The sequence below is a fragment of the Paenibacillus sp. 10L310 genome, assembly GCF_056395745.1.
In genome coordinates, this window is record NZ_JBFTKC010000013.1 from 128,445 (window position 1) to 154,987 (window position 26,543).

Consider the following 26,543-nt stretch of genomic DNA (forward strand, 5'->3'; position numbering starts at 1 on the left):
TCATAGAAACAGAATAGGGAGATGAAGAGACAATGCAGGAAGATTCGGGTTACGGCCGCTGGGTTGCCGGCAAACGAAGCAAATGGATTACGCTGTTGGTATGGATCATTATCGCCGTTGTGCTTGGCATGGTATGGCCTGCTGTAGGTGATCGTGAAACCAATAACGCACAGGATCTGAGTGAATCCAAACCATCGGTTCAGGCAGCTGCACTTGCTGAGAAGGAATTCCCTGGTGGTGAGGGATTGCCCGCACTGATCGTATGGCGTCAAGCCGGCGGTCTGACGGATGAGCAGATTCAGAACATTCAGGCATTAACGGAGCGACTGGATCAAGATCCGGTAGAACAACAACAGTCCGTGGTGCCACTCTATCAATTACCACCACAGGCATTGAAAGGCCAGCTTTCGGAAGACGGAAGTACTTTGGTTATGCCACTTTTCTTCAATGAAGGTGCCGATTCAGAACAATTGAAGGAAGCTATTGAAGCACTTGAGCAAAAAACACAAGACATCTTCGGGGCAAACCCGTTTGATGTAGCCATAGATGATGCCAATACACTGATTGCCCGTGTGACAGGGCCAGTAGGGATATCCATTGATGCGAGCGGGCTATTCTCCTCCGCCGATGTATCCTTGCTGATCGCTACGGTTGTACTGGTATTAGTACTGTTGCTGTTGATCTACCGCTCGCCTGTACTGGCAATTATCCCGATCATTGCGGTTGGATTCGCGTATATGGTGACAAGCCCCATTCTCGGATTCATGGCAGATCAGGGCTGGATTACGGTGGACGCACAGTCGATCTCAATCATGACCGTGTTGTTATTTGGAGCAGGAACGGATTACTGTCTGTTCATGATCTCCAGATACCGCCAAATTCTCTATCATGAGCCGGACAAAAAGAAAGCCATTTTCCAGGCAATTACCGGATCATCTGGCGCCATTGCCATGAGTGGATTTACGGTCGTTGCAGCACTACTCGTGTTGTTGCTGGCTGAATACGGTGCATATCATCGCTTTGCCGTACCATTCAGTCTGTCCATCTTTATCATGTTTATTGCAAGTCTGACACTGGTTCCGGCGCTTCTGGCGATCTTCGGTCGGGGTTCATTCTATCCGTTCGTACCACGTACACATGAGATGGAAGTGGATCGTGCGAAGAAAAAAGGCAAACCGGCTCCTGCCCCGCGCAAAGTGAAGGAAAGCTGGATTGGCCGTGTTGTAGTAACAAAGCCATGGACCGTTCTTGCAATTACGTTGGTATTGCTGGGAGGACTGGCGGCATTCTCTACTCAGGTTAAATTCACGTATGATCTGTTGTCTTCCTTCCCGGAGGATGTGCCTTCCCGCGAAGGTTTCACCGTCATCGGTGAACAATTCTCCCAAGGTGAGCTGGCTCCAGTCAAAGTGATCGTTGATGCCGAAGGCAAAGAAACTGATCTGAAGCAGCGGCTCGAATCGCTGGATTACATTAGCAAAGTAGGCGATGCTCAGCAGGGTGCCGAGAATGCCAACATTACCGCCTTTGATGTGGAATTTAATCTGAATCCATATTCCATGGAGGCAATGCAGCATATTCCAGATCTGCGAGCTACTGCGGAACAGGCGCTTCAAGACGCTGGTGTAGCTAATGTGGACAGTCAGGTCTGGATCGATGGTCAGACGGCTGAACAGTATGACATTGAAGTAACCGGAGAACGGGATGCCAAGATCATTATTCCCGTGGTCATCGGCATGATTACTTTGTTATTACTATTATACCTGCGTTCAGTTGTAGCTACGGCGTATCTGATTGCAACGGTTGTTCTGTCGTATTTCTCTGCACTGGGTCTGGGTTGGATCATCATTCACTACGGACTTGGCGCAGATGCCATACAGGGAGCGATTCCGCTGTATTCCTTCGTATTCCTCGTGGCACTGGGTGAAGACTACAACATCTTCATGATCTCTAGCATCTGGCAGAAACGCAAAACGATGCCGCTTCGTCAAGCGATCAGAGAAGGTGTTGGCGAGACAAGCTCTGTTATTACATCTGCAGGTCTGATCTTGGCAGGAACGTTTGCGGTACTTGCTACATTGCCAATTCAGGTGTTGGTGCAGTTTGGTATAATCACAGCCGTTGGTGTGATGTTGGATACCTTCCTGGTTCGTCCGTTCATGGTACCGGCCATCACCGCATTGCTGGGTAAATGGGCCTTCTGGCCAGGAAAGTATGTGCCGATTGCAGAGAAGAATGAAGAGAAACAGAACCAGTCCATGTAATGCATGGAATGGGTGAGATGGACGGCGGGGCTTCAAGCCTGCTGTCCATTTCTTTGTTTTCCGAACGCTGATGACCTATACCAGTTGTCCTCCTGAGATGGAATGGTGGAACTGTAAAATATCCGCAGGATGAGGCGTGATCCTTGTTTTCTTTGCATGGGGAAGGTTTACGTAACCAAGGTTTATGGGACATAATAGAGAGAGCGTCGGCCTTGGGCAGACGGATGATCAACATCAATGGGACAACCAGGGGAAGGATGAAAGCAAGCATGACGAACCAACTTAATGTGTATTTTAACCATGACGGCGGCGTGGATGACCTCGTATCGCTGTTCATGCTTCTGCAAATGGACAATGTACATGTAACCGGCGTATCGGTTATTCCGGCAGACGGATATCTGGAGCCAGCAACAGATGCCAGCCGTAAAATTATCGATCGTTTCGGTACATATTCCGTAGAGGTATCCAAATCCAACTCCAGAGGGAAAAATCCATTTCCTGCGGCGTGGAGACTGCATTCCTTCTATGTAGATGCACTTCCTGTACTGAACGAGTCCGGCAAAATGGAAGCACCACTTTCTGCCGTTCCTGCACACCAGCATCTAATCGAGAAAGTGCGCAATACCGAAGGCAAAACGTTGCTCCTGTTCACAGGCCCACTGACAGACCTTGCGCGTGCACTGGACGAAGCACCAGACATTGAAGAGAAAATCGACAAGCTGGTATGGATGGGCGGTACATTTGAGCGTGGTAACGTAGAAGAACCTGAGCATGATGGCACAGCAGAGTGGAACGTATTCTGGGACCCGGAAGCGGCTTACCGCGTGTGGCAGAGCGGTATCCAGATCGATCTGGTTGCACTGGAAAGCACGAACAAAGTACCTCTGACTCCAGCCGTTCGTAACCGCTGGGCAGCAGAGCGTCGCTTCGAAGGCGTTGACTTCCTGGGTAACTGTTACGCAGGTTGTCCGCCACTGGTGTACAGTGAGACAAATTCCACATACTATCTGTGGGATGTGCTGACAACGGCTTCCGTTGGACGCGAGGACATCGTGAAGAAAAAAACCGTAAACTGTATTGTCATCCCGGATGGTCCTAGCCAGGGCCGCACGGTGGAGCAAGCAGACGGACGTCCAGTACAACTGGTGTATGATACCGATCCGGAAGCGTTCTTTACGTACATGACGGATTTGGGTAAAAAAGCTGCTCCGCAGCGCTATTAATTCAGGCAGCCTCAGGGCTTGCCAACATTAAAGGTACAACAAAAATAAAGCCGCAGGCAGTGGTCTGGATATGGGGTTGAACCCCATGATCCCTTCCCTGCCGTGCGGCTTTTTGTTTTGGGCTGATTTATATAGTAATCTAGCTGCCCGCTATATTTTAAATCGACCAATCAATCCGTTCAGCTCACTGGACAATACCCGCAGGGATTCGGCGGATGCACTCATCTCATCCATGGATTGCAACTGGCTACCGGTAGCTTGCGATACCTTCTGGATACTTGAAGAGGATTCGCGTGAGATATGTTCCATATCCTCGACGGAAGCGGACACTTCTTCTGCACTGGCAGACAGCTGCTCAGATGCTGCGGATACTTCGTGCAGACGTTCATTCATCGTCTCAATCCCGGTATGAATGGATGTGAATGAACGGCCTGCCTCCTGAACAACAGCGAGACCGGATTGGACTGCTGATGTGCTGGCAGACATATGTTCTGACAACAGGGCAGTCTGGCGTGTCATCTCGGCGATCAGTTCGGTTACATGCTGGGACGATTGCTCTGATTCCCCCGCAAGCTTGCGAACCTCTGAGGCAACCACCGCAAACCCGCTGCCATACTCTCCTGCACGAGCCGCTTCAATACTTGCATTAAGTGCGAGCAGATTGGTCTGTGAAGCGATGCCTTTCATCAGATGTGCTACCGACTCAATTTTACCTGAGTACTGCTCCAGCTGAGAGGTGGAGGCCACCATCTGCACATTTGCTTGATGAATTTTGTCCATGCTGTCAATCGCCGTGTTGATGTTGGCTTGACCTTGCACCGCGTTATTGGTCGTTTCCTGTGATACATCCGCGACTATAGAAGAAGAATTCGCAATGTGCTGCATGCTGCGTGTGATCTCTTCCATGGCTACCGTAACTTCGCCCGCACGAGCCACCTGTTCGGCAGCTCCACTGGCCGTATGATTCGTATGCTCGGCAATACGCTGACTGGCTTCTGCAGTCGCCTGTGAATGTTTCGATACTCCTTCTGCAGCCTGTAGCAGAGAGTCGGAGCTTTGACGGATGCCCGTCATGACATCACGGGTACCTGTAACCAGATGTTTGAACTCGGAAGCGAGCTGTCCCACCTCGTCCTTGCGACTAAGTTCAACGTTGACGGTCAGATCGCCTTTTCCTACCTGTGTAATTAACTTCTTCAACTTCACCAATGGTCGGGTCAAGTAATGGGCGAATCCATACACCAGCAAGACACTCAGCAGAACAATAGCCAAGGCTGTCCAGATCATGGTCATACGGTTGCGGGACATCAGTTCATAGACTGCAGTAGAGTCCAGATCCGCACCGACCAATCCAAGTACTTTCCCGTCAGCCCCATGGATCGGCACATATGCTGTAATGGTAGCGCCATATTCATCCTGTGTGAGTTCGCCCCGAATAGGCTCATTCTGTTCAAAAGCTTGCAGCATTCCTTCATAATGGGTCTCTTCTGCGGAACCGTAAGGGGAGAAGTCATCCTCTGCCACATCGGTAGCAGCCCCATCCACAACGTAGAAATATGTATTTGTTCCATTTTCTTCGCGTGTACCAAGGGTATACAGATACTTGAGTCCATTGGCCTCGCGCAGCTGACTGAGCTGCTCACGCAATGTGCCGTAATACGCAGTCTCGGCCTGTCCGGTACTGAGTGGTGCATACAGAGAGGTGTCAATTAATGCAGCTGCCCGTTCACCCACAGCCTGTGCCTGCATCCCCATGGATTGCTCGACCAGTTGGGCCGATGAACGGTACATGGTAATGCCAAGAACCGCACCCGCGGCCAGCATCAGACAGGAAAAAAATAAAAAGATCCTCATAAACAAACTGTTCATTGGTAAAAGTGTTCCCCCTTGATCTGTTAAATCAATCGTCTCTTTGTCTCTTTACTTGGTGTTTGTCGTTCTTCTTTAGTTCGTATGTATTGTATATCAAATATACAGTTTTCTACTTGAAATATCGGCATCCGGTCCATAAAGAATTAGCTCCCGAGTCAATTTGATCCGGGAGCTGGTTTTGTTTCAATCCTATATTGACCATGCTCATCATTGGAACACACCTCATTGTCACTACATAGAGGGGCTTCACATGACTGGGTGATTACGTTATTACATCGTTCCGCCGCCCTGGCGAACAGAGGCAGGAATCTTTTCAGGTCCCTGATTAATATATTTATTGATAAAAGTACCTACTTTGGCATCGTCGAATTGGTCGAGCTTCATCGTTTTGGTCCATGCGGTCACCACGACTTCACTGCCTGCGGGAATATCCTTGTTGGGTACAGCCAGAATACCTGCTCCGGCTTCGCGGAATTTAGCGAGGTATTTCAGATGCTCCTTCAAATCCTCGCTGGCGTTCTCACGATAATAGATGATGATATCCCCGTGCTCCAGATTGTGTACCAGGTAATTATAGCCCGGGAAGTCGGTGTAAAATCCAAACTTGATATCATGCGGATTATGCGGCCCCGATGTTGGAATTGTCATCTCATATTGAATGGGGTCCTCCGTATGGTCAGCCCCATAATATTTATCGTCCGTTACGTCGATTGTCGCGTTGGACTCCAGATCGGCTACATTATATGTTTTACCTGCTCCTTGCATGAAGAACAGGCCAAACGTAATAATCGACACAGCCATTATTACATGTGCAGCCAGCCGAAGGGATCGACTTTTTTTCTGGATGTCCGCCCGCTCTTTCTTTTTCATGTGGCCCAGAATTTTGCCCTGTGTGCGTGATGCCCAGATATAGGCGGCGATGGAGAACAGCAATGCAATTACACCTACGATGAGCCACAGGTAGGATGTACCTGTCTCGTGCTCCATTTGCATATGATTCATATGAGTCATGTCCATAGAGAGTTCCTCTGCTTTCTTTGTAAGATGAGTGATTAATACACTACACAATGTAGTGTTGGTGGCAGTGGTGAATCCACTCATTACGTAACGGGAGTTGCTAGTTCCGTGTTTGTTACGTAAATAAGAACATACCTGTTGCACTACACATTATAGTGTATGATACATGCTCGGCGCAACGCTGCCATAGAAAACCTAAAAAAGGCCTTCCCGGCATGAGCAAGGAAGGCCTTAATATAAATCCAAAGAGTCAGTAAGATTTATATTTATTGAAATAACCATTTACACGAAACGTAGAGGACAGAAAGAACCTGAAGAAGCGGAAGCGTTCGCCTTTATCTCCAGATTTTCACCTTTGTAAAAGTGAATAAAAAAATCTGGAGATAACAGCGATCGGAAGGTTGTTCTGTCATCGAAGTAACGAGTGTAAACAGCTTTATTCCAACTGATATAGTTTACAGACGTCCAAAAGGCGAAAGCATCAAGCGGATCAGCCCAATGATAATCTCCCCCAACAATCGATACAGAATAAAGAATACGACCACATTGGCGATCAGCACGCTGTACATGCTGTCGATGGCTGCTTGGGTACGATTCAGTGGATATTGGAACAGCACCGCGTTCAGCGCAACAAAGATAATAATATACGAGACAGCAAGTAATGAGATCGCGATGGAATACGAGATGATAATAAACAGATTCGCCAGAACAAGGGATACGACAGCAGGAACAAGCAATGTACCAAACTGGGCAACCAGTGTTTTGGGACGGAAGGTTATTTTTTCAATCTTCAGAATAGCGTACATCAGTGCAATAGAGGCAATCAGGATAATGACGGTGAACAACAACGGTCTTAAAAATCCACCAATGAACAAGCCGTCCATGCCTATGCGACTAAAGGTAATTAAGAAGTATGTAGAAGATAGAACTGCAATTAGCGCCATCGTTAGCCATCCGTTTAGGGAATGCTGGTCACCAACGGTTTTCATCGTCTGATAAGGACGGGCCAATACACTGAGGAAATAGGATAGATACTGTTTGCTTACTTCTTTGGCTTGCTGAACTTTCTCATTCTGCACAATATTATTCCACTGATTGGAGCTATTGTCTCCTGCAGAAGCATGGTCATTGGTACCTGTTGATTCTCTCGCCTGTTCCTTGTGAATGGAGACGGATGGTGTGTTGGATGGAACGGATGCCTGGGAAGAGGTAGCCTGCGTGCTGGACCAACGGGTATATTCGGGTTCGGAAGCAGCAGATTCCGAGTTCGGTACAGGAGTTGGTGATGAGGTTGTTTGCGTTAGATTAGAGCCGCACCTCTCGCAAAAATGGGCATCTCCATTTTCGTGATTACATACTGGACATTTCATGGTATAAGCCTCCAATTTCTAGAAAATAAAAACATGTCAACATTGTGTCTCATTTTAACGGTTAATGACGAAGTTTGTCTATGTTTCGCAGGAATTAGTACCCATTTAGGGAAAGTTGAAACAAAGCCTCGAATCCTGTGTATGAAAACGAAGTATAGAAGCAACAATAGTATAGGAATGACATGCAGGCATATTAATGTAAATTCACTGTGGTTTAAGACGAATTGTTTTTGGCTGTTAATGTCTCATCGTTCGCTTTTATGTGTTATTCTCATGTTAACTATATCTTTTGGGTTGCCTATGATCGTATATTTATGTATAATCAATCGTGTTAACACGTCGAATGTACGGTAGTAAGAGATGTGGGTGAGTTCATGGAACTACTGGACAGCAATGAGAGCAAGAAGAAGATGTGCCAGTATTATAACGAAATCTCGAAGGAACTGTTCGGATTTGGCACCACTCTCCTGAGAGTGACCATTGACCAGAATATTGTGACCTTCTACGCGAAGCACCGACGTTCACCGCGCTCTGACGCCCTGGAAGGGGAGGCCCCCGGCTTAAAGCTGGAAGTGGACTTCCGCATGTCTGTCTTATATAAGAAGAAATTCCGGGAGAAGCTCGAGCAACACATGGGTTTGCCAATTGAAGCTATATTACGGGATTATGATGCGTCCACTCAGTGGGCAATCACAAATGTGATTCTGGAACAGACCTAAGGATGGATCGGCAGGATTAATTCTTGTTGATGTATGCAGAGGTTATGGCCCGGATTCATGATCAGGTTCCGTACAATTTCATATGATGGCGTCTGTCTTTGGATTGATTCTGAAGCAGAAACCGATGATGTACCGGCAGCGGGTGTCGCTTTCCTTTGTTTACGAAGAAAAGTGTTCTTGTTTATACAAGAGCACTTTTCTTTTTGTTTTTTAAGTCGAACTAACCCTGTATAACACATCATATTCTTCGAAAATCAGGAAGACCCTTCGATCGCTGTTATCCCCAGATTTCTTTTATTTCCTTTAAATAAGGGAGAAATCTTGTGATAAAGGCGAACACTTCGTTTCTCCAGGTTCTTTCTGTTTTCTACGTAAGATGTGTTATCAATTTAGTTCAACTTAATGGTTGGGTTGTTAAAACACATATATCAGGGGGAATCAGGATCATGATGAAAAAGTGGATTAGCGGTTTGGCAGCAGTGGCAATGACATCATTATTACTTGCAGGTTGTGGCAGCAGCACGGATGATGCAACAGGCGGATCAGGCAGTGGGGGAACCGCAGCGAACAAATTGGTTATCTCCACTTGGGGCTTCTCCGAAGATTTCTTCAATGAAGAAGTATTTGGTCCATTCGAAAAAGAACATAATGTAGACATCGTGCTCGAAGTAGGCAATAATGCTGAACGTCTGAATAAAATTCGTCAAGGAACATCAAATGTCGATGTTATCTACCTGTCTGATTACTATGCACAACAAGGTATCGATGAAGGTCTGTTTGAGAAAATTGACCGCTCCAAAATTCCAAATGTAAATGACATTTATGATATTGCCAAAGCACCACTTGGTGAAGATTATGGCCCAGCCTACACGGTTGGACAGCTCGGTATCGCTTATAACCCGGATCTCGTATCCAAAGAAGTGACTTCATGGAGTGACCTGTGGGACCCGGCGTTCGAAGGTAACCTGACCATCCCGAATATTACGGCAACAGCAGGCCCAATGGTTGTGGATGCAGCTTCCCGTGTAGCCGGTAACGATACGTTTAATGAAGATGCGGCATTTGCTGAACTGAAAAAACTGAGCGGGAATGTGGTGAAATTCTACAGTCAAACATCCGAATTCGTGAACATGTTCTCCCAAGAAGAGATTGCAGGCGGACCGATCATGGAAATGTATTTCAAAGATCTGAAAGCAGCCGTGCCTAATGCAAAGTTTGTTACACCTAGTGAAGGTGCATATGCCGTGATGAACACAATCAATGTCGTCAAGGGCAGCAAAAACAAAGAACTCGCTGAAGAGTTCATCAACTGGCAGCTTAGCCAGGATGTACAAGCGAAATCTGCTAAAGCCAAAGTCGATTCCCCGGTTAACACAAAGGTTGAACTGACTGCTGAAGAAGCAGAAGGCGTAACATATGGCGCTGAAGTTGTTGAGAAGCTGAACAAGCTGGATATGGAATTCGTGAATCAACAGGTTAAAGGCTGGACAGATCGCTGGAACCGCGAGATTGCACAATAAACAAGTAACCGACTGACTTAAAAGTTATCTTTGGTCAACATGTTTAACTTATATCATTTGCAGCAAGCAACCATATCACCGCATAGGAGTTGAGAACGGATGAGTGAAGCGCAAAATCGCATCATTCTGGACGTGGACACGGGGATTGACGATGCACTGGCGATTTTGCTGGCAGTTAAAAGCCGGAAGCTGGACATCCTCGGCATCACCACAGTCTGTGGGAACGTATCACTCCAGCAGGCAACAGAGAATACATGCAAAATTCTTGAACTCGCGGGTGCACCTGAAATTCCAGTCATTGCCGGAGCAGTTGGACCCCTCACTCGCAAGTCGCATTATGAACACCGGGTACATGGACAGGACGGATTGGGCGGTGCGCTGCCTGATCCGGCCGTGTCTAAGAAAGCCGAAGAAGGTTTTGCGCCAGACTTTATCGTGGAGCAAGCCAAGCGATATCCAGGTGAACTGACATTAATCATGACCGCACCCTTAACGAACTTGGCCCTCGCGCTGATGAAGTGTCCTGAATTACCTTCTTTATTGAAGGAAGTCATCTTCATGGGTGGCGTAGTTCGTGGACATGGCAACATTACACCAACCGCCGAGTACAACACATACGCTGATCCAGAGGCCGCACGCATCGTACTGCATGCAGGCATCGAGAAGCTTACCCAAGTCGGATTGGATGTGACGCGTCAAACATTGCTGAATGAAGCAACGATTGAGCGTCTTACTGATCCTGCACTGCGCGCATACGTTGCTCAAAGCACGGAGATTTACATCAACCGTTACGAACAAATGAACGGCGTCCGCGCTTGCGCTTTACATGATCCACTAGCCGTGGGCGTAGCCCTTGCCCCGGAACTGGTAGGACGTAAATCGTATTATGTCGATGTCGAAACCGCCAGCCGCCTGTGCGATGGCCAGATGGTATGTGACTTCCAAAACCGTTTGGGCGAGCAGCCCAACACCCTCGTCTGCGAAACTGTAGATGCGGAAGCATTCCTTGAACTGTTTATCAACGCATTAAACGCGTAGTTATGAACTTCACGGCATTGGAGTTCAGTCTAAAATCAACCCACCTAATTCGCTGGTAGTGTAGGGGACGAAATCGATTTTGAAGAAGCGAAGCGTTCGCCTTTATCCTTGGATTTTTCCTTCTACTAAGAAGGAGATCAAGAAAATCCAAGGATAACAGCGATCGTAAGAACGATTCGTAACCGGAACGGCTGGTGCAATAAACATGGACGTTTATTTTTGAAATGTGCGCCAGTAAAACGTGTGAATAAAACCATTTTACAAGTCAGGAGTATCGCGATGAAGAAATCAGTAATCTACTGGCTATTGCTGCCGGGATTCGTGTTTTTGGCGGCATTTATGATCATTCCGATTGTCCTGACGATCGGGTCGACGTTTTTCCAAGAAAACTCCTTCACGTTTGAAGGATACATGCATTTTTTCAGAGACCCATACTTTTTGAAAATATTGCTTACGACGCTGCAAGTCAGCGTGGTCACCACCATCGTCTGTGTGGTGCTCGGATTCCCGACAGCTTATTATATCTCGCAGAAAGCGCCGCGCCGCAAAGGCATTTTGCTAGCACTGGCGATCTTCCCACTGCTGACGAGCCCGGTCGTGCGCTCGTTTAGCTGGATGATCATTCTTGGACGCAAAGGGTTGATCAATAACACCCTTGTTGGTCTGGGTATCGTGGACAAGCCGCTGGATATTCTGTATACACCAGCAGCGATGATGATTGGTCTGACGCACCTGTTCCTGCCACTGATGATTATCTCTCTGGTCGGTGTACTTGAGAACATTGACGGTGACCTGCTCAAAGCAGCACAAAGTCTGGGCGCCTCGCGTATTACGGCATTCCGCCGGGTCGTGTTCCCACTGGCTGTGCCAGGACTTGTGATCGGAGCTGTGCTTGTTTTTGTCGGAAGCCTGACGGCGTATACCACACCTGCCCTCCTTGGAGGCAAGCAACGCGTGATTGCTACGTTCCTGTATCAGAACGCCATGACCCTCAACGACTGGTATCTGGCCTCGGTTGTTGCCGCGATTATGATTGTAATTACATTTGTCGTGGTTGGTGTCATGAACAAAATGGCTAAAACTTTAAATCCGAAGGGGTAGACATATGCGGGAGAAACATATCGGGCTGGGCCTGTTCAGTCTGCTGGTCTTTATCTTTCTGCTGGGCCCGCTTCTGATCATATCGGTCACTTCGTTTGAACCGGGAACGGTACTCAAATTTCCGCCGGAAGGGTTCTCCTTCCGCTGGTATGAGAATATTTTCAACACAGGCGGTTTCCTCCGCACATTCCAGACGTCCATCATCATTTCCTTACTGGGAAACTTGTTGGCACTGGTGCTCGGAGTTCCGGCTGCGTATGCACTTAGTCGTTACGATTTCAAAGGCAAGTCCGTGCTGAACGCACTGTTCCTGTCCCCGGTACTGATCCCGGGAATCGTGCTTGGTTTTACATTGATGAAATACCTGATCGTAATCTACCATCTGCCGATGTATCTCGGATTGTTGATTGGTCATACGATTATCATGCTTCCATTTATCATTCGGGTTATCGCGTCGAGTCTGTCGAGCTTTGACTTTGCAGTGGAAGAAGCTGCGCTGAGTCTTGGTGCGGGACGGGTAAGAACGTTCTTCACGATCGTGCTTCCCAACATCCGCTCAGGAATTATCGCTGCGGTGCTGATTGCCTTCTTGGAGTCCTTCAACAACGTGGACATCTCGGTGTTCATGACCGGACCAGGGGTAAGCACATTACCGATCCAGATGCTGACGTATGTGGAGAATTATTTTGACCCAACGATTGCAGCGATTTCCGTGCTGTTGATGGTACTGACCGGACTATTAATGTTCGTGATCGAACGGATCATGGGCGGATTTTCATACTTTACTAAACGTTAATTGGAGGCGCAGAACGCTATGGCATTGCTGACATTAGACCACGTATCCGTGGCATACGATAAGCAGACAATCCTGAAGGATTTTCAGTTAGAGCTGGAAAAAGGTAAACTGCTCTCCCTGCTCGGACCGAGCGGTTGCGGCAAAACAACTACGCTGCGCCTCATCGCCGGATTTCTGGAAGCATCACAGGGCAAGTTTATGTTCGGCGGCAAGGATTATACGAAGGTTCCGGCGAACAAGCGGAACTTCGGATTTGTATTTCAGAGTTATGCGTTATTCCCGCATCTATCTGTCTATGACAACGTGGCCTTTGGCCTGCGGATGCGTAAGGTGAAAGACAAGGATATTTCTTCCCGTGTGATGAGAATCCTGGAAGTCGTTAACCTGAATGGATTTGAGAAACGTTTTCCACAAGAACTGTCCGGTGGACAGCGTCAGCGTGTAGCCATTGCTCGTGCGTTGGTCATTGAACCTGACCTGCTCTTGTTCGACGAACCGCTCAGTAACCTGGATGCCAACCTGCGCCTCAACATGCGGGTGGAGATTCGCCGCATTCAGCAAGAGCTGGGCATCACAACGCTGTATGTCTCTCATGACCAGGAAGAGTGCTTCTCGATCTCGGATCAGGTAGCGATTATGAACAAAGGCGTGGTTGAGCAGCTCGACCGCCCGGAAACCATTTTCAAATATCCGGCAACGGAGTTTGTAGCACGATTCATCGGGTTCCATAATTTCATTGAATTCGCGGAGCGCAGTGATGCAGGTGAATTAATCACACTGAGCGCAGGTGGACGCACATTTACAGCAACTGCGCATCCCGGAACAGCACGTTCCGGTGCTCGTAAAGGCGCAATTCGTCCGGATGATCTGATCGTTAGTGGAGATACCTCTGCGAATGTGATGAACGCCTTGCCGGGCATTATCAAAGTTAGCACCTATCTGGGACGTAGTTATCAGTATGTAATTGAGACGGAACTGGGTGACTTTACAGCAAATCAGGAGATGGAAACACCATACCTTAGCGGGCAGCGTGTTAGCCTGATCTTCCCACAGGACAAGCTTGTGCTGGTGGAGTAGTCGTGAATGTAGGGAGTAGCATTAAGAAATAAGAGCAACAAAGAAGGCATTTCATGCGATGATTCCCGGACGAGGCAGTGGTACGCAATCAAGTGCATTGCATTAGATTAAAGTGCAGGTTCATTGTGCCCAGTCCGGATCGCGGTGAAACGTTTGTGAAGAAGGAGATTATGCCCCATGCGTGCAGATCAACTGATTGTAAATGTACATGTGTATAACAGTTATTATAAACGGTTTGAAATGAACAACGTCGCTGTGTTGGGCGGCAGATTCCTTTATGTTGGACCCGGTGGACCTGAGTTGATTCAGGCAGATGAAGTCATTGATGCGCGGGGAAGATACATGATTCCTGGCTTGATCGATATCCATCTGCATATCGAAAGTACGATGGTGACACCGGAAACCTTTTCTCATGGTCTGATTGGCTGCGGGGTAACATCGATTGTCGCAGAACCGCATGAGATGGCAAATGTGTTCGGGCTGGAAGGTGTGCAGGAGATGATGGCTGTGAGTCGGGACACCACCGTGGATATGTTCTATGCGATCCCAAGTTCCGTTCCGGCAACCCCGATGGAGACAACAGGTGGTTCGATTGAAATTGAAGATATGGACGTGTTGCTCGCGACTGGAGAGATCATCTGTCTGGGCGAGATCATGAACTATGTCGATGTCATTCGTGATCCGGAGTGCAAGACAAACCAGATTTTACAGCATATTCGCAAAAACTATCCCGATCTGGTGATCGAAGGTCACACACCGAAACTGCTTGGACTTGATCTGCATCGACTGATCTACGCAGGTATCGATTCCGATCATACTCATCAGAGCATTGAGGGATTACAGGCTCGGATTGCGGCAGGTATGTTTATTGAAATTCAAGAGAAATCAATGACCCCAGAAGTCATGGAGTACCTGATTCAACATGATGTGGCGCAGCATTTCTGCTTCGTAACGGATGATGTGATGCCGGATTCACTGGTGGAGCATGGTCATCTGGATCATATCGTACGCAAGGCAATTCAGATGGGGATGCGTCCGGAAGACGCGATTTATGCAGCAACATCAACCCCTGCTTCCCGGATGAAAATGACCGATCGTGGCAGCGTTGCCCCAGGCAAAGTAGCCGATTATGTGTTGGTATCCAACTTGAATGATCTCTCTATTGATCAGGTGTACAAAAACGGCCGCAAAGCTTATGACGATTACGAACCGTATAAGCAGGAACGGATAACCGGGCAGTTCCCACCTCACTTCTATAAGAGTGTGCAGTTAGAGAAGCTGGATACAGCAGATTTTGCAATTCGTTTATCAGACCCAAAAGTCAGTGGATCAGGTGTTGATCTCGCTGGTGAAGGTGAGCACCAGTGCCGTGTCATGATGGTGAAGGATGGTTCTACCTTTGTGGAAGAGCATATTGCACCGGTTCAGTCCTCGGATGGTGAATTACGCTGGGAAGAAAGCGGATATGCGCAGATCGCGACCTTTGAACGTTATGGTGTGAACGGCAATCGTGCACATGGTCTGATCGGTGGAGACACTATCAAACGTGGTGCTATTGCAACGACATATTCACACGACAATCACAACCTGCTGGTTGTAGGACGTAATCGTGAAGATATGATATTGGCAGCTAACACGGTAATTTCGAGCCAAGGTGGTTTCTGTGTGGTGGAAGATGGTAAGGTGCTGTCCCATCTGGAACTTCCCGTAGGTGGCATTTTGACGGAAGAACCACTCGCAGTAGTGTCCCATCAAGTGAAGGAACTGAGAGCAGCGATGTTGTCTCTTGGGTACGTGCATTACAATCCGATCATGTCGATTAGCACGCACTCCCTTGCGGTAAGTCCCTCGCTGAAGATTACGGACTATGGCCTGATTGATGTGAATGCAGGTAAGGTTGTATCGTTGATTGTATAGTTTGAAGACACATATGTCGTGAAAAAACACCCTATATCACAATTGTGAGCTAGGGTGTTTTTGTCTGTGCTTGTTGGAATTATTATTTTAGCAACTTCTCTGGGTTCTTCACTTTAATGGAAACAACTTCGCCGCAATCCAGACAAACCGTGTACATTTTTTCCACACCGAGAGTCATTTTCTTATCCAATGGACGAAGGTTGATGTAATCCGATGCTTCTACGAAAGATGTTCCTCCGCAATCATGACATTTCTTTTCTGATATACTCATAAGTTCATTCCACCTTTTATTCATTTGTAATGTGTCCATTAATATAATATTCATTAAATGGAAATACAAAATTATCTAATTATTCATCGTAGATTAGGGTCCGTTAGTCCGTGTAACCTAAATTTTTATTTTGCCTTCTAAAGTCCACTCCAAATATTTGGACACTGAAGGTGCGACCCATTTTCGGCTGTCATTTTCATGATTCCACACAAACACGTCATCTCTACACGTTCCATCCCCTGTCACAGGAAAAGCAAATAAATCCCCAATCCCACTTTCCCCGAAGAAGAGCAGGTGATCAAAGGGCATGTAGTAATCTTGGGAGTGGTCATCCCGATAATGTCTGTTTTCATTCTTAATTCGATCTTCTGACCAGATAAGTCCCAAATCGTAAATAGCTCTGACTCCATTGGTTTCGAGCAATATTTCTTTTAATTCACGAGGGAGCGTAACCTGTAAGGAGTCTTCCACCTTTGCAATGTCATCACCAGATGCAGGGGGACTGAACGTATACTCCTTCGAAATGCTATGAAGATGCTCTTTCCACATGAATAAAGGCCTCCTGGATATATTCTAACTGTCAGTAACGAATGAAACGATATGTAATTGATTGAAAAAAGAAGTCCTTCTTAACTAAAAAGGCTACTGATTTTGATGTAGCGCAGTAATGTTATGTAAGGACTACTCTTCTAACTCCAGTTTACCAAGTTAGCCAACCGCTCGTTCGTTTATAGTTGTGCAGAAGATCGTATTGCTCGTGGTGCATGAGACGCTTCATTTTGGTTCTATACAGACGATAATCATGTTTACGATCGGGTTTACTTTCTTTGTTGTAATGCGTGCTCTTGATTCCTTTACGGTGATCTTTCAGCTTTTCTTTTCTTGGATCAATGAACTTCTTGTTGTGTCTCTGTGCAAAAGCTGTTTCATTTTCCCATGATTGAATCTCTTCCTGTGTGAACATCTTCATCCCCGTTGTACCGGGCTAGATTTTGGCTTGAGTAGCCAGTGCCTTGAGCACAACTAATAGAAGAAGAATTTTGGGTTGAACATCGTCATCACCTCAGATTTAATCATCCTTATTTTAACATATAAAGCCGTCCGATCAATTCTGGTCTAAGCGTTATTATGGGCACTGTTCTGGAGTAGAGATGATCACGCAACAAATCCCTTTTGGACGAGGCATAGGAATACATATATAGTAGTAAGAAAAGAGTGTTTGGACGCAAAAGCAGGAGGATAGACAACCATTATGAGTGAAATAAATAATGCTAAAACGATATTTTTCGATGTGGATGATACGTTATATGATCACTTGCAGCCGCTTCGTGGCGCGTTGCAGGACGTTCTCGGCCTGCCCAATGAGTTCCCTTATGCTGAGGCCTATCATCGTTTTCGTTATTATAGTGACTGGCTGTCTGCACAAGAAGATCTGTCCGCTGTACCAGAAGCGGATGCAGTAGAGCGAATGCGCCGTCGGAGGTTTGAGTTGACGATGGAGGAGTTTGGACTTCCCCTACAATCGGGACAGGCTGAAGAACTGCAAGCTCAGTATCTGAGCAGACAGTTCGAGATTGTACCTTTTCAAGGAGCATATGAGCTGATTAGAAGGCTTCAGGCAGAAGGTCATACCGTTGGTCTAATCACTAATGGAGAAGGAGAGCATCAGCGGCGCAAGCTTGAAGCACTGGATGTGCTCAGTCTCGTGGACGAGCATCTGGTCTTCATCTCCGGTATGACTGGTTATGCCAAGCCAGATCGCAGGTTGTTTGAATATGTGAGTAAGCAGTCCGGGACAGATGCCCGTTGCAGCTATTACATTGGAGACTCGTGGCGTAATGATGTGGTAGGTGCAGTGGATGCAGGCTGGACAGTTATCTGGTTCAACCATCGGAAGGCGCTGCCGGAGTCCGATCATCAGCCACATTTTGTAGCATCGAGTTATGAAGAGATCAGTCGTATTCTGACTTTTGAATATGTTCGAGTTTAAGGAGATTTATGTTTAAAGGAGCAGTCCTGTTACCGTTTTTAGGTGCAGGTCTGCTTTTTTTAATTGTACTTTCTATAAAGGCATCAATAATGAGGCGTCTAACTCCTCGCTTTCAATTACAATTGCCATGAGTCCAGCTTCTGTTTTGGTTTCGTGCCATTCATGTTTATCCCAGAGTACGGCTTCGCCACAATGCACTTTGATGTATTCATTTGCTTCCCCTCTAACCCAACCCTCTCCACTTACGATTAAAAGGAGTTGAGGAACTACAGCTTGGTGATAACCTACTACTCCACCTTCAGCTAAATGCATACATCCGATATGAGCTGCTTTGTTGGTCTGCGTTATACGTGACATTACGAAATTAGAATCGAATTTGGTAATCTTCTTCCCTGACTCTTGTTTAAATTGAAATATCCTCATGTTTACCTCCGCAATAGTGACTAAGTTAATTTCCTACAATGGAAACTATCCTTATGATGGGTATCAACCTATTCAATAAAATTTATGTGAACCCAATCAGATGAGTTTATCATAGCTCCAATAGGGTGGGGAGAGTTTGCTTAAAATCATTTTTTTTAATTAGCCTGTGCCGATGTTTCTATGAAGCTGTGCTTCATGAAATCTTCATTTGAAAGAGTAGTTCTGAGCCTTCCCAAACCGTATATGCGGTGTTATAATTAAAACAAGATTTAGATTAAGTCTAAATTAAAAGAAGCGAATCAAAGCAATCCATTATAAAATTCAAATTCTATTTTTATATTCGAGAGGGGATAAATTCCATGAGCACAATCCAAACTAGAAACAACACTTTTGCTAACAATGCCACAGCACTTCAAGAGGTCCTGAACCGTCAGATCGCAGGTTGGTCCGTACTATACACGAAACTGCATAACTTCCACTGGTATGTCCAAGGACCTCATTTCTTCACACTGCATGCCAAATTCGAAGAACTGTACAACTTGGCTACGGCAAATATGGACGAAGTTGCAGAACGTTTGCTTGCTATTGGTGGACGTCCGGTGGCTACAATGGCTGAACAGCTACGTCTGTCTCCAATTGAAGAGGCACAAGGACAGTTGTCTGCTGAGCGAATGGTAGAATCGGTAGTTGCTGATCTGCGCACAATGGTGGAAGTGATTCGTCAAGGCATTCACGAAGCAGGAGAAGCGGAAGATAACGCAACGGAAGATATGCTGATTGGATTCACCGCTGCCCTGGATAAAGAGGTCTGGATGTTAACCGCATTTCTGGGCAAATAAGCAAAGTCACCCTACATCCTGACAACGATATGTAGAGTCCGTGAACAAAGTGTCCGTTCGCTTACAAATCCGGTGCGCTTGCCGTATAATGGTGGCATTCAAGATGTACAGAATGGTGGAATGAACGATGCGGTCAGACCTGGAACAATTGCAGGAAGAAGCTGAACGGTTTATATATACATGTTATGAAGAGCTGGGCCATTCGCGTGAAGACGCAGAGGCCCGGCTTGTTGCCGTTATGGGAGAGATCGAAGTAACTGGTACTTATGTGCATACCACTGAGGAATTGGAGCAGGGTTGTAAAATGGCATGGCGGAACAGCAACCGCTGTATCGGGCGGCTGTTCTGGGATAAATTGCGGATCGTGGACGCCCGTCACGCCGATACGGCAGGAACGGCAGCGGAAGCTGTTCTGAACCATATCCATGTGGCATCCAACGGTGGCAAAGTAATCCCGATGATTACCATCCTTCCAGCGGATGGGCCGAATGGAACTCCGGTACGCCTCTGGAATCATCAGCTTATTCGTTATGCGGGATATGAGACAGAGCAAGGTATTATCGGAGATCCTGCTTCGGTGGAGCTGACCAAGGCGGCGATGTCACTTGGCTGGCAAGGGGCAGGTAGCCCCTATGATGTGTTACCGCTCATTATTCAGGCACAAGGACAAGCCCCAGAGTGGTATGTTGTGCCAGAAGAAGAGATTGTGGAAGTTCTTATCGAACACCCGGAGCGTGAAGAGATTGCGGAGCTTGGCATGCGCTGGTACGGTGTGCCGATGATTGCCGATATGCGACTGGAGATTGGCGGTATATCCTACCCGGCAGCGCCGTTTAATGGTTGGTATATGGGTACCGAGATCGGCGCCCGTAATCTGGCGGACACGTTTCGATATAACAAGCTGCCTGCGGTGGCGGCAGCGTTTGGATTGAATACGTCAAGTGAAACGACATTGTGGAAGGACCGTGCGTTGGTGGAGCTGAATGTGGCTGTGCTGCATTCGTTCAAAAAAGCAGGTGTGAGCATTGTGGATCACCACACGGCGGCAACGCAGTTCGATTTATTTGAACAGCGGGAAGAGAAGGCTGGGCGTGAACTGACCGGAGATTGGGTGTGGCTGATTCCGCCAGTATCCCCGGCGACAACACATATTTTCCACAGCTCCTATCGTAATGAGATCGTGAAGCCGAACTTTTTCCGTCAGGATCAGGCGTATACCCTGAAAGATGGCGTGGCATCTGCCGCAGAACTGCGAAGCAGTGAGCAGCAGAATGCACAGGTAGAGAATCACCAGCCGCAGGCCGGAGATGCACCAATGAAATGCCCGTTTGCACACTAAATTGTGCAGACGGGTTATTTTTTGTGATCCTTTTTTATCAAACGAAGAACTACCCCTCTTTCAATCGATATCGACTGCGCATCACAGCCTGAACTACAATGGCAACAGCAATCAGCACCAGATTAAACACAAACACGGAGTACAGCGAGCCAACTTCCATAAGTAGCGCTGCAACCAGTGGAGACACGATGGAGCCGATCTCGGCAGCAGAGACAATTTTGCCTATGACAGAACTTCGACTCTCGTCCGGGGTATGATCACCAATATGAGCAAAGAACGAATCCATGTAACATGCACCGCCAACCCCGCCAATCAACATGCCAACGTAGACCCATAGATGGGAGGACGTGCTTAGAAATACAACAACTTCGATTCCAATCAGGAACATGCCGAGCATGCAGAGCAGCAGACGATCGCCCATCCGGTCAGAGAGATAACCAACAAAGGGAGCAGCGGCAAGCGTAGAAATCCCGGAGACGGTGAAGGCGAGACTGGTGGCAAACGGGTCCCAATGCATGATGTGAGCTGCATACAGTGCAAAATAGGTGAGAAATACGGCATAGGCGCTCATCTCCAGAAAATGTACCGTACCGTAGCCAACAAGCTGTTGCCGCCTGGTGAACCCTGTGTATGGGCCAGTTGTTGTTGATTCGGGAGCTTGGTTGGATTGGGAGGTTAAGGAGGTATCCGCAGCTTGCGTATGCAGTGCATCAGATGTTGTTGAAGGTAAAGGAGGGGTGTCATCCGTGTGGAGCACCGGGTGTGCTGAGTTGACCAGAGGTTCCTGCTTAACAACACCCGAAGGCTCTTCCATCAGAGGATCACTTAGCGTATCCCCAGACTCATGATTAGCTCTAGCTTGTGCCGTTGTCTTCATCCCCATCGCAGCGACCACGGCCATCAGACAACATACGGTAACGAGTAAAAAAGGCACCGACAATGGCCAGTGCAGCGCGAGCCAGCCACTTATGACCGGACCGAGCACCATGCCGCCGCCCTCACTACTGCTGATATATCCATTGTACAGGCCGCGGTTGTCTACATTACCCTCATCTCCGATGATGGAACGTACGACCACGGTAAGGCCCGTGGAAGCGAGCCCCTGTAGAAGTCGGAGCAGGCCGAATAACACCGCAGCAGTAGACAGCGCGAAGCCGCCCATACAGCCAGCCAGCAGGATCAGCATCAGGATGAGAGCCTTTTTACCACCTAGTTTCTTATAAATTGCCGCTGCTGGAACGCCACCAATTACTTTCCCCACATAAAAGAGTGCAAAAATAACCCCCATCATCCAGCCGGACAGGCCGAATTCCTCAATAAACAAAGGAAATAGGGGCAGGATCATGAATCCGCCCATCTGACTTAAGAAACAAATGGTCATCAGCAAAGGCAGGTTACGACGAATATCCAAGAGCCAAGACTCCTCTCACACATAAAATGGAATCCTAAAATCCTTCATTTACTCCATATGGGTACGTATTATCGACATTACCCGTAATGTATGCAGAATTTTTGAAAATAAGAAGAAATGACACGCGGCGTTTACATCAAAACCATTGCGGATATACCTGAATCATATATAATAGATGGGTTATCTATAAGGATGCATGAACGAAAAGTGTACAGACTTAAGAGGTACCTCAAGTATAAGGGGGCGATGTGAAGCATGTCAGAACAACAACCGATTATCCGCTTCGAAGCGGTGACTCAGCAATACGACCAGGATGAAGCCGTATTGAAGGCGGTCAGCTTTGAGATTGAGCGGGGTAAATTTTATACGCTTCTTGGCCCATCGGGCTGCGGGAAAACAACGATATTGCGGCTGATTGCCGGTTTTGCGGAGCCGACACAGGGCAGTATTTATTTTAACGGTGCGCTCATCAACCGAGTGCCTGCCCACCAGCGGCAGGTGAATACCGTATTTCAGGATTATGCGTTATTTCCACATTTGAATGTATTTGAGAACGTAGCCTTTGGTTTGCGAATCAAAAAGATGAAAACGGCTGAAATTCGCAGCAAAGTGTTGGAAGCCCTCAAATTCGTCAATCTATCCGGGTATGAAAACCGGGAAATTGGCGAAATGTCCGGCGGACAACGACAACGTGTCGCGATTGCACGCGCGATTGTGAACGAACCTGAAATTCTGCTACTGGACGAGCCGCTTTCGGCACTTGATCTGAAATTACGGACCGAAATGCAGTACGAGCTACGGGAGCTGCAACAGCGACTGGGCATCACGTTTATCTTTGTTACGCATGATCAGGAAGAAGCCTTGGCGATGTCCGACGAGATTTTTGTCCTGAATGGCGGCGTGATTCAACAGAGCGGTACACCGAATGATATCTATGATGAGCCGATTAACCGCTTTGTAGCAGACTTTATCGGTGAATCGAACATTGTATCGGGCAAAATGAAGCAGGACTTTGTGGTGGAATTCGCTGGCGCACAGCACGAGTGTGTTGATCAGGGTCTCCAGCGGGACGAGCCGGTAGAGATTGTCATTCGCCCAGAGGATCTGGAGATTACAACCGAAGACCAAGGCAAACTCAAGGTCAATGTGGATTCCCAGTTATTCCGCGGGGTGCATTACGAGATATCCACGTACGATGATGCGGGCAATGAGTGGCTTGTTCATTCAACCAAGAAAGCCGTTGTCGGCGCACGGATTGGACTGTATTTTGACCCGGAAGCAGTACACGTCATGCGCTTTAACGAGACCGAAGAAGAGTTCGACAAACGACTCGAAGCCTACCAAGAGGCCGCTCATGCAGACTAAGGCCAGCACACGCAATGCGTATCTGATTCCATATGTATTATGGATGGTGTTGTTTGTTGTGGCGCCGGTTCTGCTGGTCATCTATTATTCGTTCTTCGATGTGGAGGGTAACTTCACGTTTGGCAACTACGCCAGATTCTTCACACCGGTGTACTTGCAGATGACGCTCAGTTCGTTCTGGTATGCATTTCTGATTACGGCGTTCTCACTGCTGATCTCGTATCCAACGGCGTATATGCTGACCCGGACGAAGCACAAGCAGCTATGGTTGCTGCTGATCATTCTGCCAAGCTGGATCAATCTTTTGCTAAAAGCGTACGCCTTCATCGGTCTGTTCGGAACGTACGGTCTGACCAACTCCCTGCTTGAAGTGGTGGGTATTGGTACACAGCAGATTTTGTTCACCGATTTCAGCTTTATTTTTGTCTCGGTGTACATCTTCATTCCATTCATGATCCTGCCGATCTTCAATGCGCTGGAAGAGATGAATCCATCGTTGATCTATGCGGCGCGTGATCTGGGAGCCTCATCGTGGCTGACATTCCGCCGGGTTATCTTTCCACTGACGATTAGTGGAGTGAAATCAGGCTGTCAGGCTGTATTTATTCCTGCGCTGTCTCTGTTCATGATTACCCGCCTCATTGCGGGGAACCGTGTAATTACGCTGGGAACAGCGATCGAACAGCATTTTCTCGTCACCCAGGACTGGGGGATGGGTTCAACGATTGCCGTCTTTTTGATTATTGCGATGGCGATTATTATGTTCCTGACTGGATCAGGCAAGAAGGAGGTGCGTAATGGGAAGAAACGGAAAGCTGTCTAACGTCTATCTAGCCGTTGTATTCGCCATATTGTACGCACCGATTGCGTATCTGATCTTCTATTCCTTCAATAGTGGCGGCCACATGCGCAGCTTCGAAGGATTCACGCTTGAATGGTACAAAGAGGTGTTCGCTGATACTCGGCTGCTCATCATTGTGCTGAATACATTTATCATTGCGCTCCTGTCATCAGCGATCTCGACGATCCTTGGTGTAGCAGGAGCACTGGCGATCTACCATGTGCGTCGCAAACGGACCAAGAACACGCTACTGTCACTCAATAACGTGCTCATCGTTAGTCCGGATGTCATCATTGGTGCATCGTTCCTGATTCTGTTCACCATGATTGGTATCAAACTGGGCTTCACTTCGGTTCTGCTGTCTCATATTGCATTCAGCGTACCAATTGTCGTGATCATGGTACTGCCGAAGCTGCAGGAGATGAGTCCAACTCTGATGGACGCGGCACGCGATCTGGGTGCTGGCTCATGGCAGATTCTGACGCGTGTGGTGTTGCCATACGTGAAACCGGGTATTTTTGCCGGATTCTTCATGGCATTGACGTACTCGCTCGATGATTTTGCAGTAACATTCTTCGTCACGGGTAATGGATACTCCACACTCTCTGTAGAGATATACTCCAGAGCAAGGCAGGGCGTTTCGTTGTCCATCAACGCTTTGTCCACCCTATTGTTCCTGCTCACGGTGTTGCTGGTGGTTGGATATTACTTCATTAACCGCCGTGCAACACGGATACCACCCGGAGGAAAGGGGCTGCGTCCATGAAGCAACTGGTACGGACATTTGCGATTGTTTTTGTGGCCGCCTTTGCCCTGATGATCCTGGCTTCGTATCTGAATAAGAGTCAGGGGTATTCTGGCGGCAACACGCTGACCATCTATAACTGGGGCGATTATATCGACCCTGATCTGCTCAAGGAGTTTGAGGACGAGACAGGCATTAAGGTTATCTATCAGACGTTTGACTCCAATGAAGCGATGCTGACCAAGATTGAGCAGGGCGGAACCACGTTTGATGTGGCGATTCCTTCTGAATATGCGATTAGCAAAATGAAAGAGGAAGACCTGCTCGTTCCACTCGATCATAGCAAATTGACCCACCTGGATAACATTGATCCGCGGTTCATGGACTTGTCCTTTGATGAAGGCAACAAGTACTCCATCCCTTATTTCTGGGGAACGGTGGGGGTTGTGTACAATCCCGAACTGGTGGATGGATTAACGTTTGATAGCTGGAATGACCTGTGGGACCCGCGCTTGAAAAATCAAATCCTGCTCCTTGACGGTGCACGCGAAGTCATTGGTATGGGATTGAACAGTCTCGGGTATTCTCTGAACGATACCAACGAATATCATCTGCAAGAAGCGCTGAAGAAGCTGTCTACATTGACACCTAACGTGAGAGCGATTGTCGGTGACGAGATCAAAATGTTACTCGCGAATGAGGAAGCAGCAGTTGGACTTGTATGGTCCGGGGATGCGTCCGAGATTATGGATGAGAACGACAAGCTGGATTACATGGTGCCTGAAGAAGGCTCGAACCTCTGGTTCGATAACATGGTTATTCCAAAAACAGCGAGTAATATTGAAGGGGCACACCAGTTTATCAACTTTATGCTGGACCCGGATCATGCCGCTCGTAATGCGGAGTATGTTGGTTACTCCACTCCGAACGCTGAGGCACTTAAGCTGCTGCCAGAGGACATCTCGGAGGATGAACGCTTCTATCCAGACGAGACACTGACAGGCAAGCTGGAGGTCTACGATAATCTGGGTAAAAAAATGCTCTCGCATTATAACGACCTGTTCCTGGAGTTTAAAATGCACAGTAAATAACCGCCAATAACGTGTGCACATTTCGTTAGATTATGAAAAAAACAAAAAGGGTTGCTGCTCGTCATTTCATTTGAATGACAAGCAGCAACCCTTTTTTATTACCTGCTTCAAAGCAAAAGCGCTTGAAGTGCCATATAAGATGAACATTTAAGATCAAACGTTAACGGAGGGGACAGAACAAACGAAGGAAGCGAAGCGGTCGCCTTTATCAACGGATTTTCCCATTGCTAGATGGGATTCAAAAAAATCCGGGGATAACAGCGATCCGAAGTTGTGCTGTCACCGCAGTGACTCAGTTAATCGCACCCCATTCA

24 protein-coding genes are annotated in these 26,543 nt (G+C 47.5%); 16 read left to right on the top strand and 8 right to left on the bottom strand.

The genetic code is table 11. The features are described 5' to 3' along the window. Nucleotides 1–32 precede the first annotated feature (32 nt). Nucleotides 33–2,264 (top strand): MMPL family transporter, encoded by a 2,232-nt coding sequence (locus AC1DE7_RS23350; RefSeq protein WP_477535284.1) that lies wholly within the window; start codon nt 33–35, stop codon nt 2,262–2,264. Nucleotides 2,265–2,533: 269 nt separating this feature from the next. Further along, entirely contained in the window at nt 2,534–3,487 is a 954-nt protein-coding gene (locus AC1DE7_RS23355; protein ID WP_017691781.1) for a nucleoside hydrolase, read from the top strand. Between the two features lie 150 nt (nt 3,488–3,637). On the opposite strand, the gene AC1DE7_RS23360 is transcribed toward AC1DE7_RS23355, so the two are convergent. The 3 genes from AC1DE7_RS23360 to AC1DE7_RS23370 form a co-directional block, all read right to left on the bottom strand. Then, nucleotides 3,638–5,356, bottom strand: a complete 1,719-nt coding sequence (locus AC1DE7_RS23360; protein ID WP_477535285.1) for a methyl-accepting chemotaxis protein — start codon at nt 5,354–5,356, stop codon at nt 3,638–3,640. A gap of 273 nt (nt 5,357–5,629) precedes the next feature. Beyond that, complete coding sequence (locus AC1DE7_RS23365) at nt 5,630–6,361, bottom strand: DUF3105 domain-containing protein (protein WP_477535286.1); 732 nt, start codon at nt 6,359–6,361, stop codon at nt 5,630–5,632. 470 nt (nt 6,362–6,831) lie between these two features. Continuing rightward, the gene (locus AC1DE7_RS23370) at nt 6,832–7,746 is read right to left on the bottom strand and encodes a hypothetical protein (RefSeq protein ID WP_477535287.1); all 915 of its coding nucleotides are present in this window, start codon (nt 7,744–7,746) and stop codon (nt 6,832–6,834) included. Nucleotides 7,747–8,120: 374 nt separating this feature from the next. Here AC1DE7_RS23370 and AC1DE7_RS23375 point away from each other — a divergent pair, with 374 nt between their 5' ends. The 7 genes from AC1DE7_RS23375 to AC1DE7_RS23405 all read left to right on the top strand — a co-directional run bounded on the left by AC1DE7_RS23375 (nt 8,121) and on the right by AC1DE7_RS23405 (nt 15,914). Beyond that, nucleotides 8,121–8,465 (top strand): Na-translocating system protein MpsC family protein, encoded by a 345-nt coding sequence (locus tag AC1DE7_RS23375; protein ID WP_315371442.1) that lies wholly within the window; start codon nt 8,121–8,123, stop codon nt 8,463–8,465. Nucleotides 8,466–8,914: 449 nt separating this feature from the next. Beyond that, on the top strand, nt 8,915–9,985 hold the full coding sequence (locus tag AC1DE7_RS23380) for an ABC transporter substrate-binding protein (protein ID WP_127549099.1): 1,071 nt from the start codon (nt 8,915–8,917) through the stop codon (nt 9,983–9,985). Between the two features lie 99 nt (nt 9,986–10,084). Beyond that, nucleotides 10,085–11,023 carry a nucleoside hydrolase gene (locus tag AC1DE7_RS23385; protein ID WP_477535288.1) on the top strand — a complete coding sequence of 313 codons (939 nt, stop codon included), beginning with the start codon at nt 10,085–10,087 and terminating at the stop codon, nt 11,021–11,023. A 279-nt stretch (nt 11,024–11,302) separates the two neighbouring features. Continuing rightward, on the top strand, nt 11,303–12,124 hold the full coding sequence (locus AC1DE7_RS23390; RefSeq protein ID WP_036612869.1) for an ABC transporter permease: 822 nt from the start codon (nt 11,303–11,305) through the stop codon (nt 12,122–12,124). Nucleotides 12,125–12,128: 4 nt separating this feature from the next. Further along, nucleotides 12,129–12,920: an ABC transporter permease gene (locus tag AC1DE7_RS23395; protein WP_017691790.1), complete on the top strand. Its 792-nt coding sequence runs from the start codon at nt 12,129–12,131 to the stop codon at nt 12,918–12,920. An 18-nt stretch (nt 12,921–12,938) separates the two neighbouring features. Beyond that, entirely contained in the window at nt 12,939–13,997 is a 1,059-nt protein-coding gene (locus tag AC1DE7_RS23400; RefSeq protein ID WP_477535289.1) for an ABC transporter ATP-binding protein, read from the top strand. Between the two features lie 177 nt (nt 13,998–14,174). After that, on the top strand, nt 14,175–15,914 hold the full coding sequence (locus AC1DE7_RS23405; protein ID WP_477535290.1) for an adenine deaminase: 1,740 nt from the start codon (nt 14,175–14,177) through the stop codon (nt 15,912–15,914). An 82-nt stretch (nt 15,915–15,996) separates the two neighbouring features. Here the strand turns inward: AC1DE7_RS23405 and AC1DE7_RS23410 are convergent, their stop codons facing one another. The 3 genes from AC1DE7_RS23410 to AC1DE7_RS23420 form a co-directional block, all read right to left on the bottom strand. After that, complete coding sequence (locus AC1DE7_RS23410) at nt 15,997–16,185, bottom strand: hypothetical protein (RefSeq protein ID WP_036612861.1); 189 nt, start codon at nt 16,183–16,185, stop codon at nt 15,997–15,999. Between the two features lie 117 nt (nt 16,186–16,302). After that, nucleotides 16,303–16,734: an SMI1/KNR4 family protein gene (locus tag AC1DE7_RS23415; RefSeq protein WP_036612858.1), complete on the bottom strand. Its 432-nt coding sequence runs from the start codon at nt 16,732–16,734 to the stop codon at nt 16,303–16,305. Nucleotides 16,735–16,885: 151 nt separating this feature from the next. After that, the gene (locus AC1DE7_RS23420) at nt 16,886–17,149 is read right to left on the bottom strand and encodes a hypothetical protein (protein ID WP_051447285.1); all 264 of its coding nucleotides are present in this window, start codon (nt 17,147–17,149) and stop codon (nt 16,886–16,888) included. 288 nt (nt 17,150–17,437) lie between these two features. Between AC1DE7_RS23420 and AC1DE7_RS23425 the strand changes: the two genes are divergently transcribed. Continuing rightward, complete coding sequence (locus tag AC1DE7_RS23425) at nt 17,438–18,175, top strand: HAD family hydrolase (protein ID WP_477535291.1); 738 nt, start codon at nt 17,438–17,440, stop codon at nt 18,173–18,175. Between the two features lie 72 nt (nt 18,176–18,247). Here AC1DE7_RS23425 and AC1DE7_RS23430 read toward each other — a convergent pair whose 3' ends face one another. Then, on the bottom strand, nt 18,248–18,598 hold the full coding sequence (locus AC1DE7_RS23430; protein WP_477535292.1) for a cupin: 351 nt from the start codon (nt 18,596–18,598) through the stop codon (nt 18,248–18,250). 359 nt (nt 18,599–18,957) lie between these two features. Between AC1DE7_RS23430 and AC1DE7_RS23435 the strand changes: the two genes are divergently transcribed. Together AC1DE7_RS23435 and AC1DE7_RS23440 are read left to right on the top strand one after the other, a co-directional pair. Beyond that, nucleotides 18,958–19,437: a Dps family protein gene (locus AC1DE7_RS23435; RefSeq protein ID WP_477535293.1), complete on the top strand. Its 480-nt coding sequence runs from the start codon at nt 18,958–18,960 to the stop codon at nt 19,435–19,437. 127 nt (nt 19,438–19,564) lie between these two features. Then, complete coding sequence (locus AC1DE7_RS23440) at nt 19,565–20,776, top strand: nitric oxide synthase oxygenase (RefSeq protein WP_477535294.1); 1,212 nt, start codon at nt 19,565–19,567, stop codon at nt 20,774–20,776. 49 nt (nt 20,777–20,825) lie between these two features. Here AC1DE7_RS23440 and AC1DE7_RS23445 read toward each other — a convergent pair whose 3' ends face one another. Continuing rightward, the gene (locus AC1DE7_RS23445) at nt 20,826–22,187 is read right to left on the bottom strand and encodes an MFS transporter (protein WP_477535295.1); all 1,362 of its coding nucleotides are present in this window, start codon (nt 22,185–22,187) and stop codon (nt 20,826–20,828) included. A 255-nt stretch (nt 22,188–22,442) separates the two neighbouring features. Between AC1DE7_RS23445 and AC1DE7_RS23450 the strand changes: the two genes are divergently transcribed. From AC1DE7_RS23450 to AC1DE7_RS23465, 4 genes are read left to right on the top strand one after another with little or no spacing between them, the layout of a single operon-like run. Then, nucleotides 22,443–23,552: an ABC transporter ATP-binding protein gene (locus AC1DE7_RS23450; protein ID WP_036612848.1), complete on the top strand. Its 1,110-nt coding sequence runs from the start codon at nt 22,443–22,445 to the stop codon at nt 23,550–23,552. Further along, nucleotides 23,542–24,375, top strand: a complete 834-nt coding sequence (locus AC1DE7_RS23455) for an ABC transporter permease (protein WP_017691799.1) — start codon at nt 23,542–23,544, stop codon at nt 24,373–24,375. The genes AC1DE7_RS23450 and AC1DE7_RS23455 overlap by 11 nt, the downstream gene beginning before the upstream one ends. Next, nucleotides 24,350–25,159, top strand: a complete 810-nt coding sequence (locus AC1DE7_RS23460) for an ABC transporter permease (RefSeq protein WP_036612847.1) — start codon at nt 24,350–24,352, stop codon at nt 25,157–25,159. The genes AC1DE7_RS23455 and AC1DE7_RS23460 overlap by 26 nt, the downstream gene beginning before the upstream one ends. Continuing rightward, on the top strand, nt 25,156–26,229 hold the full coding sequence (locus AC1DE7_RS23465; RefSeq protein WP_477535296.1) for an ABC transporter substrate-binding protein: 1,074 nt from the start codon (nt 25,156–25,158) through the stop codon (nt 26,227–26,229). The genes AC1DE7_RS23460 and AC1DE7_RS23465 overlap by 4 nt, the downstream gene beginning before the upstream one ends. Nucleotides 26,230–26,543: the final 314 nt, after the last annotated feature.